This is a genomic window from Bacillus sp. 1780r2a1, from assembly GCA_024134725.1.
Taxonomy (GTDB): domain Bacteria; phylum Bacillota; class Bacilli; order Bacillales; family Bacillaceae_H; genus Priestia; species Priestia aryabhattai_A.
This window is the reverse complement of record CP099863.1, coordinates 3,152,149-3,164,303: the sequence shown is the minus strand read 5'-3', so window position 1 is coordinate 3,164,303 and position 12,155 is coordinate 3,152,149. Positions and strand designations below refer to the sequence as shown.

The following is a 12,155-nucleotide window of genomic DNA, read 5'->3' as shown; positions in this document are numbered from 1 at the left end:
TTGCTAATCGGGAGACGGCTAAACGACCGTTATAAAATTCTACATGTCATTGGTGGAGGTGGCATGGCCAACGTTTATTTAGCACGTGATATGATTTTAGATCGCGACGTGGCAATCAAAGTTCTGCGATTAGATTTTGCTAATGACGATGCTTTTATTAAGCGTTTCCACCGTGAGGCACAATCTGCAACAAGTATTGCTCATCCAAATATTGTGAGTATTTATGATGTTGGAGAAGAAGAGGACATCTATTACATTGTAATGGAATATGTTCCTGGAATGACCTTAAAGCAATATATTTTACAAGAGTCACCGCTATCTTTAGAGAAAGCGATACATATTATGACTCAAATCACATCCGCAATTGCTCATGCTCATCAATATGGAATTATTCATCGAGATATTAAACCACAAAATATTTTAATTGATCATGATGATACGGCAAAAGTGACAGACTTTGGAATTGCTGTGGCTTTAAGTTCAACAACTATTACACATACAAACTCTGTGTTAGGGTCTGTTCATTATCTCTCTCCAGAACAAGCGAGAGGAGGTCTAGCGAATAAAAAGTCTGATATTTATTCATTAGGCGTCGTTTTGTTTGAATTATTAACTGGTCGAGTGCCATTCTCGGGAGAGTCTGCTGTTTCGATTGCATTAAAGCACTTGCAAACGGAAACACCATCACCAAGAAAATGGAATCCTTCCATCCCACAAAGCGTAGAAAACGTTGTATTAAAAGCAACAACAAAAGATCCGTTTTATCGCTATAGTACGGTAGAAGAATTTGAAGAAGATTTACGTTCTGCGATTCATCCTACTCGACATAATGAACAAAAGTTCATTGTACCAGATGATGATGAAGTAACAAAAGCTATTCCAATTATAAAAGATGAGCTATATGGTCATGAATTGGAAAAAACGCCTGTTCGTAAACCTTCAAATACAAATAAAAGTGAAGTAGAATCCAAGAAAAAGCCTAGAAAGAAAAGTAAAGTTATTTTAACGCTCGCGCTTATTTTTTTATTGTTAGCGGCAGCGAGTGTCGCTGCGGTGACTTTTATCCCTTCTTTACTATTGCCTAAAGATGTTACGGTTCCTGATTTACATAATGAGGACTATGAGTCAGCCGTTACTGAACTTGTATCGTTAGGGTTTAATGTCAAAGATCCAAAAGATATATCTGATGATGAAGTAGAAGAAGGAGATGTTGTTAAAACATCGCCTAAAGCGGGAAATGTTGTAAAAGAAGGTACAGGTGTTATTATCTATCGAAGTACTGGAAAAGCAAAAGTAGCATTTGACCGCTTTAATGGACGAGATGTAAGTGAAGTTCAAAAGCTGCTTGAAAGTCAGAAATATCGTGAAGTACGAACAATTGAAATTGATAGTGAGGAGCCTAAAGGAACAATACTAGATCAAAGTCCAAAAGAAGGCGAAGAAGTTGTTCCAGAAAGCACGGCCGTAACGTTATGGATAAGCAAAGGCCCTCCAGAAATTAAAGTTAAGGATTTTTCAGGATGGACGGAAAAAAGCCTTCGAGATTATGTAGCAGAAGAAGAATTTGAAATTGCAGTAGAAAGTGAATATTCTGATACTGTTGAAAAAGGTTTGGTTATTTCTCAAACACCCAAAGCGGGTTCTGTTATTAAAAAAGGTGATAAACTAACGTTTAAAGTTTCCTTAGGAAAGGAAGAAGTACCCCCTCAAACCGTCAATGTACAGGTGACGATTCCATATGAGGACAAGAGTAGCACAGGAGAAAAGGCTGAGCAAAAAGTAGAAATTTACGTAGAAGATGCAGATAATACAATGTCTGTACCTATTAAAGAATTAACTATCACAGAAACGGTTACTGAATCATTCGATGTATTAGTGAAAAAAGGCGAGCAAGCTAAATACAAAGTAGTTCGAGATGGTCAAGTAATTGAAGAAAAAGCTGTAGAATATCCAGAAGAATGATAGGAGTGAGGTTATGCCAGAAGGAAGAATTATTAAATCCTTAAGTGGATTTTATTATGTTCTTCATGATGGACAAGTAACCCAGTGTCGCGGAAGAGGAGTATTTCGAAAGAAAAAAGTCACTCCTTTAGTAGGCGATGAAGTAGTGTTTCAAGCTGATAATGAGCTTGAAGGGTATATACTTGAAATTAAAGAACGTAAAAATGAGTTAGTTCGACCCCCAATCTCAAACGTTGATCAAGCGTTGTTAGTATTTTCAGCTATCGAGCCTGATTTTAGTACGGTGCTTTTGGATCGCTTTTTAGCTTTGGTAGAGTCTAATGATATTCAACCGGTTATTTGTATTTCAAAAGTTGACTTGTTGTCAGAGAAACAAAAGCAATTAATTGAGCAATATGCCGAAGATTATCGTAAAATAGGATATGAGGTAATTTTAACATCAACCGTAACGGAAAACGGGATTGCAGAAATTAAGCCGCTGTTTGAAAATCAAATAACGGTTATTGCAGGACAATCAGGAGTTGGTAAATCTTCGTTGCTAAACGTTTTAAAGCCTGAACTAGAGCTGAAGACAAATGATATCTCAACATCATTAGGACGAGGAAAGCATACAACCAGACATGTGGAGCTTATATCATTTGGTGACGGACTTGTAGCAGATACACCGGGCTTTAGCTCCTTGGAGTTTCTAACTTTAGAGGTAGAAGAACTTTCTCACTGCTTTCCAGAAATGTCTCGCTTAAGTGAAGACTGTAAGTTTAGAGGATGTCTGCACGTGAAAGAACCAAAGTGTGCAGTTAAGAAAGCGGTAGAGAATCAATCAATTCCAGCGTACCGTTATGAGCATTATTTGCAGTTTATTGAAGAAATCAAGCAAAGAAAGCCGAGGTATTAAACATGACAAAAATTGCACCTTCCATCTTATCAGCTAATTTTTCTAAATTAGGAGAAGAAATTCGTGAAGTAGAAGCTGGTGGAGCTGATTATATTCATGTAGATGTAATGGATGGCCATTTTGTTCCTAACATTACAATTGGTCCTTTAATTGTAGAAGCAATTCGTCCAATTACATCTCTTCCGCTAGATGTACACTTAATGATTGATAACCCTGATGCGTACATTCCAATGTTTGCAAAAGCAGGTGCTGATATTTTAACTGTGCATGCGGAAGCATGTACACATTTACACCGTACGATTCAATTAATTAAAGAACATGGAATGAAAGTTGGAATTGCGTTAAATCCAGCTACGCCAATCGATGTTGTAAAACATGTTTTGGAAGACATCGACTTAATTTTATTAATGACGGTTAATCCAGGTTTTGGAGGCCAAAAGTTTATTAATAGCGTACTACCAAAAATTGAACAAATATCTCAGCTTATTGAGATTCGTCAGCTATCTATAGAAGTAGAAGTAGATGGTGGAGTAAACGAAGAAACAGCAAAAAAATGCGTAGAAGCTGGGGCAAACGTTTTAGTAGCTGGCTCAGCGATTTATGATCAAGAAGACCGCGCAGCTGCAATTGATCGAATTCGCTCAACTATATAATTAGTAGATAAAAGTTGTCAAAGGAAAAGTGAAATCTGTTTTTCCTTGGCAACTTTTTTAAATAGTTCGTAAAGAGAAAGGGTGGCTTATTATGATTATTCATATTTTGGCAGGTGGTCCAGATAACTATGTGCCGGAACTTCACAAGTGGAAGGCATGCGATAAGTGGATAGGTGTAGATCGCGGTGTGTTCACTCTGCTTGAACAGGGAATTATTCCTGATGAAGCGTTTGGAGACTTTGACTCTATCAACGCGGAGCAGCTGAAGGTTATTCAGGATAGGCTTGGAGATTTACATATTTATCCGTCTGAAAAAGACGCAACGGATTTAGAACTTGCAGTTGAGTGGGCTGTATCGAAAAAGCCTGCATACGTTCGGATCTTCGGAGCCACAGGCGGCAGGATTGATCATATGTTCGGAGCTGTTCAACTTCTGTATAAAAGCCTGCAAGAAAACGTAAAAGTAGAGCTAGTTGACAAGCAAAACAGCATCCAATTGTTTTCGCCTGGAACGCATGAGATTGAAGAAAGAATTCATGCAAAATACGTCTCGTTTATTCCCTATGCTGGAGGTGTGGAAAACCTTACGCTAACAGGCTTTAAGTATCCCTTAACAAACCACTATGTAGAACTTGGCTCTACTTTATGTATAAGTAACGAACTTCTTACACAAAGAGGTACTTTTTCATTTACTACAGGCATATTAATGATGATAAGAAGCAATGATGCAGATTGCTTATGAAACACTTTAATAATGTTGATGGAAGAATGGGTGAAAGTAGGCCATTAAAAGTAGATGAATGGTGGAAATGGTGAGGAGGAGTAGTATGAAATTTTATACGATTAAACTTCCAAAGTTTTTAGGCGGTATTGTAAAGGTCATGTTAAATTCATTTAAAAAAGATTAAAAGGCGAGATAATAAAAGAAGCACCATATACATGGTGCTTTTTCGTTATCGAAAATTAAACGCGTTCAACTTTACCTGATTTAAGGGCTCTAGCTGATACGTATACACGTTTTGGTTTACCGTCCACAAGGATACGTACTTTTTGAACGTTAGCACCCCATTTACGCTTTGTAGCGTTCATAGCGTGAGAACGTGCATTACCTGAACGAGCTTTTCTGCCAGTGATTACACATTTGCGTGCCATAGTTTTCCCTCCTAACACAAAAAAACTACTCAATTCTGCTTCTTGAGAAATACTATATTAATTTATCACAGCATTCTTTATAATGCAATACTTCTCAACAAAAGCTTTCAAGAAATTTTCCTTGACATATAAATTGAATGTATGTTCAATAATAAAGAGAGTTAAATTTGGGTAATTAGGGAATGTTCTTTTAAAAAGAGATTGATTATAGTAAAATATTTATTAGCCTATGTATAGAAAGGGGAAAAAGTATGTCCATCGAAATGAAAACTAAGTACGGTCAAATTGATATCTCCACAGACGTAATTGCAACGATTGCTGGAGGGGCAGCTATTGACTGCTATGGAATTATCGGCATGGCTTCTAAGAATCAAATCAAAGATGGTCTTACTGACATTCTTCGTAAAGAAAACTTTACACGCGGTATTATCGTAAGGCAAGAAAATGATGAAGTACATATTGATATGTATATCATTGTTAGTTATGGAACGAAAATCTCAGAAATTGCTCATAACGTACAGACTAAAGTGAAATATACGCTAGAACAAACAGTTGGTCTAACGGTTGACTCAGTAAATATTTACGTGCAGGGTGTTCGTGTAACGAACGTGTAATTAAGGAGGAAGATTCGTGTCAATGACAACATTGAACGGAAAACGTTTTGCAGAAATGGTGCTTCAAGGAGCACAGCATCTGTCAAATAATGCTGACTATGTAGATGCACTAAACGTTTTTCCAGTTCCAGATGGAGATACAGGTACCAACATGAACCTGTCAATCACATCAGGTGCTAAAGAAGTAAAAAGAAATGTATCAAATCATATTGGTCAAGTAGGACAAGCTTTATCAAAAGGACTATTAATGGGGGCACGTGGTAACTCAGGTGTTATCTTATCACAGCTTTTCAGAGGTTTTGGCAAAGCGATTGAACAAAAAGAGTTTATCACAACTGTAGATTTTGCACATGCGCTTGAGGTGGGTGTTGAAACAGCCTACAAGGCTGTTATGAAGCCTATTGAAGGTACAATCTTAACGGTTGCAAAAGATACGGCTAAAAAGGCCGTTGAAGTAGCTGAAAAGCAGCCAGAAATGATTCCGTTTATGGAAGAAGTGCTAAAAGCATCAAAAGCATCTCTTGATCGCACTCCAGAATTGCTTCCTGTTTTAAAAGAAGTAGGCGTTGTAGATAGCGGTGGACAAGGTCTAGTGTTAATCTATGAAGGGTTTCTAGCCGAGTTAAAAGGTGAAAAGCTTCCCGGCGTACCTTTGGCAATCCCGTCAATGAATGAGCTTGTAAACGCTGAACACCATAAGCACGCTCAAAGTCATATGAACACTGAAGATATCGAATTTGGATATTGCACAGAATTTATGGTTCGTTTAGAAGCAGACAAAATGGAAAAGCATGCATTCTCAGAAGAAACATTTCGTCAGGACCTGAGTAAATGGGGCGATTCTTTATTAGTTGTGTCTGATGATGAAGTCGTAAAGGTGCATATCCATGCTGAGCATCCGGGTGAAGTATTAAACTATGGTCAGCGCTATGGTAGCTTAATAAAAATGAAAATTGAAAACATGCGTGAACAGCATAGCGAAATTGTTTCGAAAGAAGCTCCTGCTCCTGTAAAGGCTGAGAAGAAACCATACGGTATTGTGACAGTTTCAATGGGAAGCGGTATTGCAGAGCTGTTTAAAAGTATTGGAGCCACTGTTGTAATTGAAGGTGGCCAAACGATGAATCCAAGTACAGAAGATATTGTCAAAGCAATTGAAGAAACACATGCTGAAAAAGTCATCATTCTTCCTAATAATGGGAATATTGTGATGGCTGCAAACCAAGCTGCGTCTGTAGTAGGAGACCACGTTGCTGTTGTTCCTTCTAAAACCGTTCCACAAGGAATGACAGCGCTTCTATCGTTTAATCCTCAATCCGATTTAAATACGAATGAAGAAGCGATGACGGAAGCACTTAGTCATGTGAAAACGGGTCAAATCACGTATGCTGTACGTGATACAAATATTGATGGCCTAGAGCTTGCAAAAGGTGACTTTATGGGAATTGCTGAAAAGCAAATTGTTGTAAAGGATACAGAAAAGCTTGAAGTTGCTAAAAAGTTACTGCAGCATATGGTTGATGAAGACTCAGAAATCATTACAATCTTGCAAGGCGAAGATGTTGCTGATGAAGAAATGGATGAGTTAGTATCATTTGCCGAAAGTCAATTTGAAGATGTTGAAGTGGAAGTTCATAAAGGTGGGCAACCATTATACTCGTATATTTTTGCGATCGAATAATAAAAATGCAGGTTAGTTTTTTTTAGCTAACCTGCATTTTTTTATTGGATATAAAGTGTCAGAATTTACAGAATACGAACGTTTTATTCTTTTTGTTTGTTTTTGTTCGTGTAAAAGGTTATTTCGGTTGAAAAGCTCACTATATTGTGATAATTTTTAAAGTGACGTACATCGTGCGTTACTTTAAAGTAAATACTTAAGTAAAGATGAATGCAGCATAGGGGGAATTTACAATGGAGATTTTGAAAGGTACGGCACTGCTTTTATTGGTCTTATTTTTATTTTGGCTTTTCAGTAACAAAGCACCGTATGGGATGAAAGCTATGGGAGCTTTAGCAGGCGGTGCCGTTGCGGCGTTTCTCGTTGAAGCATTTCAACTGTATGTCGGTGGCGATTTATTAAACATCAAATTTTTAGGTGAAGTAGGGGAAGCGGCTGGTGGTATGGGTGGCGTTGCTGCCGCTGCGTTAGTAGCATTAGCCCTAGGGGTATCTCCTGTTTATGCATTAATGATGGGAGTTGTCTGTTCAGGTTTAGGTTTGTTACCAGGCTTCTTTGCAGGTTATATCATGGCTTTTGTTATGAAAGCAGTAGAGAAAAAAGCACCTGCGGGTCTAGATTTATTAGGAGCAATTTTAATTATTGCGCCGTTAACGCGCTTAATTGCAACAGGCATATCTCCCGTAGTGGATGCGACACTACTAAACATTGGTTCCATTATTAGGGAAACAGCAAATGCTAACCCAATTCTAATGGGGATTATACTAGGTGGCGTTATTACGGTTGTAGCTACAGCTCCTCTAAGCTCAATGGCTCTAACAGCCATGCTTGGTTTAACGGGTCTTCCAATGGCCATTGGAGCACTAGCGGTTTTCGGCTCGTCATTTATGAACTATGTATTGTTTGATCGTTTAAAATTTGGAGATCGCCGTACCACAATTTCGGTAGCTGTGGAGCCGTTAACGCAAGCTAATATAATATCGGCTAATCCTATTCCAATTTACGCAACGAATTTTGTTGGTGGAGCAGTAGCTGGTGTTATTGTTTCTTTATTTGGATTAGTAAACGATGCAACAGGAACAGCTACTCCAATTGCAGGTCTAGCGGTAATGTATGGCTTTAATGATCCAATAAAAGTAACAATCTGCGCAGGGCTATGTGCAATTGGTGGAGCGGTTATTGGATACATTGGTTCGATTGTGTTTAAAAACTTTAACATCAAAACAGTTGCAGAGCTTGAACAAGAAACAAAAGAAGCGGCATAATAAAAAAGCTGACTCAATAAAGAGTCAGCTTTTTTATTATGAACTAAAGAGAAAAATGTTAGCTTATTATTTCGAATTTTAAAACTTTATTATAACGGATTTCTAGGGTTCCAAAAATAGAAAACCTCAAGTAACATATAAGATGATAGCGATAACATCAAAGTTTAATATCCTTTTTACAGGGGGAGAGTAACCATGAAATATAAATCCGTATTTGATATTATTGGACCAATCATGATTGGTCCATCAAGTTCACATACAGCAGGTGCTGCGCGTATTGGTAGAGTAGCAAGAACGCTGTTTGGCAAGCAACCAGAAAAAGTCATTGTCTCACTTTATGGATCTTTTGCTCAGACGTATAAAGGCCATGGTACAGATGTAGCGATTATCGGAGGGGTATTAGATTTTGATACGTTTGACCCTCGAATTCCTGAGTCTCTTACATTAGCTAAACAAGCTGGGATGGAAGTGACGTTCATTGAAGAAACAGCCATTACTGATCATCCAAACACAGCGCGTGTGCGCATGATTGATGGAGATAAAGAAATTGAAGTTGTGGGTATATCAATTGGTGGCGGTAAAATTCAAATCACTGAATTAAATGGATTTGAGCTGAATTTATCAGGGATGAACCCTGCTATTCTTGTTGTACACAACGATCGGTTTGGAGCGATTGCAACCGTGACGAATATATTAATGAAGCATTCCATTAATATTGGTCATATGGAAGTATCTCGAAAAGAAAAAGGACAGGTAGCATTAATGGCCATTGAAATGGATACAAACATTGAAGATGAAGTAATTGAAGAGCTACAAGGGTTACCGAATATTATTAAAGTAACAAGAATGGTTGAGTAGCATCCTGTTTTTTATGCCTTTTGGGAAGAAGGAAATAATCTGTCGTTTAAATAAATGTTTAGTAAGATGATAGTGGCTTAGATAGAATGACATCATGTTGTAAATTGGGAGGATACTATGTTTCGAAATGTAGCCGAATTAGTAGAGTTAGCAGAAAGTAAAAAAGTCAAAATAGCGGAAATTATGATTGAACAAGAAGTAGAGGTTACTGGCTTAACCCGTGAACAGGTCTTTGAAAGAATGGATCGCAATTTAACGGTAATGGAGGAAGCAGTAGAGCGTGGATTAAGGGGCGTCCAGTCCGTTACTGGCCTAACAGGTGGAGATGCTGTTTTATTACAAAAGTATATTGAAAGCGGAAATGCTTTATCTGGTAATTTAATCTTAGATGCAGTAAGTAAAGCGGTAGCAACGAACGAAGTAAATGCTGCGATGGGAACGATTTGTGCAACACCGACAGCCGGTTCAGCTGGAGTGGTGCCTGGAACGTTATTTGCAGTAAAAAATAAATTAAATCCCACGCGTGAAGAAATGATAGAGTTTTTATTTACATCAGGAGCATTTGGTTTTGTTGTGGCAAACAATGCTTCCATTTCAGGTGCAGCAGGAGGCTGTCAAGCTGAAGTAGGGTCAGCGTCGGGTATGGCAGCGGCAGCGATTGTAGAAATGGCAGGTGGTACGCCTAGTCAAGCAGCTGAAGCAATGGCAATTACGCTTAAAAATATGCTAGGATTAGTATGTGACCCCGTAGCAGGATTAGTAGAAGTACCGTGCGTAAAGAGAAACGCGATGGGCGCGGCGAATGCAATGATTGCTGCTGATATGGCGTTAGCAGGTGTTACAAGTCGAATTCCGTGTGATGAGGTAATTGATGCAATGTATCGAATTGGTCAAACAATGCCAGTAGCGTTACGAGAAACTGCACAAGGAGGCTTAGCGGCAACACCAACAGGTCGCGAGCTCGAAGCAAAGATCTTTGGTATTGCATTAAATAAAAGTGAATGAATTAAATAAAATTTCTATTAAAACCATTAAAGGGATTGGAGAAGAAACAGCGACTCTTCTCGAAGAAATGAAGATACAATCTGTCCAAGATTTACTTGAGCATTTTCCTTATCGCTATGAGGACTATGAGCTAAAAGATTTAGCGGATGCTAAACATGATGAAAAAGTAACGGTAGAGGGAAAGGTTCACAGCGTTCCCTCTCTTACTTATTACGGAAAAAAACGGTCTCGATTAACCTTTCGCCTGTTGGTTGGTCGTTATCTTGTTACCGTTACATGTTTTAATCGACCCTATTACAAATCGAAGCTTGACATCGATCAAACGGTTACAGTGACGGGTAAATGGGATCAGCACCGTCAAACGATTACCCTTCAGGAACTACAGTTTTCACCTTTCAAAAAAAATCAAACTATTGAGCCTGTTTATTCCACAAAAGCAACGCTTACTGTAAAAGCGATTCGTAAGTTTATCACCTTGGCTTTAAATCAGTATGGAAGTCAAATTGAAGATATGCTCCCTTTATCGCTCCGAGAACGATATAAGTTAATGACGCGAGAAGATGCTGTGCGCACCATTCACTTACCTCGAGATCATGGCGATTTAAAACAAGCGCGCAGACGATTTGTATACGAAGAATTTTTACTGTTTCAGCTTAAGATGCAAGCACTTCGAAAGCGTGAACGAGAAGAAACGGCTGGCATGTCTCAAGTGTTTCCATCCAGCGATTTGGTTCAGTTTACAAATCAGCTGCCATTTCCGTTAACAGGTGCTCAAAAACGAGTAGTAAATGAAATTACCGCCGATATGAAGTCACCGTATCGAATGAATCGGCTATTACAAGGAGATGTAGGTTCAGGTAAAACGGTCGTTGCTGCCGTTGCCCTATATGCAACGGTATTGGCAGGGCATCAAGGTGCTCTAATGGTTCCGACGGAAATCTTAGCCGAACAGCATGCTGAATCTCTAAGTAACATGCTTGAAAAAGTTCAGGTACGCGTTGGATTATTAACAGGTTCGGTTAAAGGAAAAGCAAGGCGTGAGCTTCTGCAGCAAGTGCAGGCTGGAGAAATAGATGTGCTAGTCGGTACTCATGCGCTCATCCAAGATGAAGTAGTGTATAACAGCCTTGGTCTTGTTATTACAGATGAGCAACACCGCTTTGGTGTAGGTCAGCGTAGAGTTTTGCGTGAGAAAGGTGAAAGTCCAGATGTATTGTTTATGACGGCGACTCCTATTCCAAGAACACTTGCTATTACTGCTTTTGGTGAAATGGACGTGTCGATCATAGATGAAATGCCGGCTGGTCGAAAAGCAATCGAAACGTATTGGGTAAAGCATGATATGCTAGAGCGTATATTGCAATTTGTCCAGAAAGAATTGAATGAAGGGCGACAAGCCTATGTAATTTGTCCACTGATTGAAGAATCAGAGAAGTTAGACGTTCAAAATGCCATCGATGTTCATAGTACCCTTGTTCAATATTTTAAAGGTCAATGGAATGTGGGGCTAATGCATGGGCGCTTAACACCGGATGAAAAAGAAGAGGTCATGAAAGAGTTTAGCGTAAATAATGTGCAAATTCTTGTTTCGACAACGGTTGTTGAAGTAGGAGTGAACGTTCCAAACGCAACGGTTATGGTTATCTATGATGCGGAGCGCTTTGGATTATCACAGCTCCATCAGCTCCGTGGGCGAGTGGGAAGAGGAGACGCGCAGTCGTATTGTATTTTACTAGCAGATCCAAAGTCTGAAGTTGGAAAAGAACGCATGAATATTATGACGGAGACAAACGATGGTTTTGTACTATCAGAACGAGATCTTGAACTTAGAGGGCCTGGAGACTTCTTCGGTCGAAAGCAAAGCGGAATGCCTGAGTTCAAAATAGCGGACATGGTCCACGATTATCGAGCGCTTGAAGTAGCGCGTACAGATGCTGCTGAGCTTGTTAATTCAGAGATGTTTTGGAAAGATGAGCAATATCAGCTGCTGCGTTCTTATTTGGAAGCGACAGGTGTCTTAGCAGGTGAAAAATTTGATTAGTAGTCAGTGAACAGGCGTTGCAATTGAGA

At 39.0% G+C, this 12,155-nt stretch carries 12 protein-coding genes; 11 read left to right on the top strand and 1 reads right to left on the bottom strand.

The window, feature by feature from the left end; genetic code table 11:
* The 5 genes from pknB to spoVM all read left to right on the top strand — a co-directional run bounded on the left by pknB (position 1) and on the right by spoVM (position 4,418).
* Entirely contained in the window at positions 1-1,962 is a 1,962-nt protein-coding gene (gene pknB / locus NIZ91_15875; GenBank protein ID USY54213.1) for a Stk1 family PASTA domain-containing Ser/Thr kinase, read from the top strand.
* A 13-nt stretch (positions 1,963-1,975) separates the two neighbouring features.
* Positions 1,976-2,857 carry a ribosome small subunit-dependent GTPase A gene (gene rsgA, locus NIZ91_15870; protein ID USY54212.1) on the top strand — a complete coding sequence of 294 codons (882 nt, stop codon included), beginning with the start codon at positions 1,976-1,978 and terminating at the stop codon, positions 2,855-2,857.
* A 2-nt stretch (positions 2,858-2,859) separates the two neighbouring features.
* Entirely contained in the window at positions 2,860-3,510 is a 651-nt protein-coding gene (rpe, locus tag NIZ91_15865; GenBank protein USY54211.1) for a ribulose-phosphate 3-epimerase, read from the top strand.
* Positions 3,511-3,598: 88 nt separating this feature from the next.
* A complete protein-coding gene (locus NIZ91_15860) occupies positions 3,599-4,252 on the top strand; it encodes a thiamine diphosphokinase (protein ID USY57193.1) in 654 nt (217 codons plus the stop codon).
* 85 nt (positions 4,253-4,337) lie between these two features.
* Positions 4,338-4,418, top strand: coding sequence for a stage V sporulation protein SpoVM (gene spoVM / locus NIZ91_15855; GenBank protein USY57192.1), 81 nt, complete (start codon positions 4,338-4,340; stop codon positions 4,416-4,418).
* 55 nt (positions 4,419-4,473) lie between these two features.
* Here spoVM and rpmB read toward each other — a convergent pair whose 3' ends face one another.
* Positions 4,474-4,662 (bottom strand): 50S ribosomal protein L28, encoded by a 189-nt coding sequence (gene rpmB, locus NIZ91_15850; GenBank protein USY54210.1) that lies wholly within the window; start codon positions 4,660-4,662, stop codon positions 4,474-4,476.
* Between the two features lie 251 nt (positions 4,663-4,913).
* Here rpmB and NIZ91_15845 point away from each other — a divergent pair, with 251 nt between their 5' ends.
* The 6 genes from NIZ91_15845 to recG all read left to right on the top strand — a co-directional run bounded on the left by NIZ91_15845 (position 4,914) and on the right by recG (position 12,126).
* Positions 4,914-5,276, top strand: coding sequence for an Asp23/Gls24 family envelope stress response protein (locus NIZ91_15845; GenBank protein ID USY54209.1), 363 nt, complete (start codon positions 4,914-4,916; stop codon positions 5,274-5,276).
* A gap of 16 nt (positions 5,277-5,292) precedes the next feature.
* Positions 5,293-6,957, top strand: coding sequence for a DAK2 domain-containing protein (locus NIZ91_15840; GenBank protein ID USY54208.1), 1,665 nt, complete (start codon positions 5,293-5,295; stop codon positions 6,955-6,957).
* Positions 6,958-7,190: 233 nt separating this feature from the next.
* Complete coding sequence (locus tag NIZ91_15835; GenBank protein ID USY54207.1) at positions 7,191-8,222, top strand: PTS sugar transporter subunit IIC; 1,032 nt, start codon at positions 7,191-7,193, stop codon at positions 8,220-8,222.
* Positions 8,223-8,417: 195 nt separating this feature from the next.
* A complete protein-coding gene (gene sdaAB / locus NIZ91_15830; GenBank protein USY54206.1) occupies positions 8,418-9,080 on the top strand; it encodes an L-serine ammonia-lyase, iron-sulfur-dependent subunit beta in 663 nt (220 codons plus the stop codon).
* Between the two features lie 117 nt (positions 9,081-9,197).
* A complete protein-coding gene (gene sdaAA / locus NIZ91_15825) occupies positions 9,198-10,085 on the top strand; it encodes an L-serine ammonia-lyase, iron-sulfur-dependent, subunit alpha (GenBank protein ID USY54205.1) in 888 nt (295 codons plus the stop codon).
* A complete protein-coding gene (gene recG, locus NIZ91_15820; protein USY54204.1) occupies positions 10,078-12,126 on the top strand; it encodes an ATP-dependent DNA helicase RecG in 2,049 nt (682 codons plus the stop codon). The genes sdaAA and recG overlap by 8 nt, the downstream gene beginning before the upstream one ends.
* Positions 12,127-12,155: the final 29 nt, after the last annotated feature.

Excerpts from the sequence above, each read along its gene's own strand:
- spoVM (USY57192.1), top strand. The coding sequence starts at position 4,338 with ATGAAATTTTATACGATTAAACTTCCAAAGTTTTTAGGCGGTATTGTA.
- rpmB (USY54210.1), bottom strand. The coding sequence starts at position 4,662 with ATGGCACGCAAATGTGTAATCACTGGCAGAAAAGCTCGTTCAGGTAAT.
- sdaAB (USY54206.1), top strand. The coding sequence starts at position 8,418 with ATGAAATATAAATCCGTATTTGATATTATTGGACCAATCATGATTGGT.
- rsgA (USY54212.1), top strand. The coding sequence starts at position 1,976 with ATGCCAGAAGGAAGAATTATTAAATCCTTAAGTGGATTTTATTATGTT.
- rpe (USY54211.1), top strand. The coding sequence starts at position 2,860 with ATGACAAAAATTGCACCTTCCATCTTATCAGCTAATTTTTCTAAATTA.
- NIZ91_15835 (USY54207.1), top strand. The coding sequence starts at position 7,191 with ATGGAGATTTTGAAAGGTACGGCACTGCTTTTATTGGTCTTATTTTTA.
- sdaAA (USY54205.1), top strand. The coding sequence starts at position 9,198 with ATGTTTCGAAATGTAGCCGAATTAGTAGAGTTAGCAGAAAGTAAAAAA.
- NIZ91_15845 (USY54209.1), top strand. The coding sequence starts at position 4,914 with ATGTCCATCGAAATGAAAACTAAGTACGGTCAAATTGATATCTCCACA.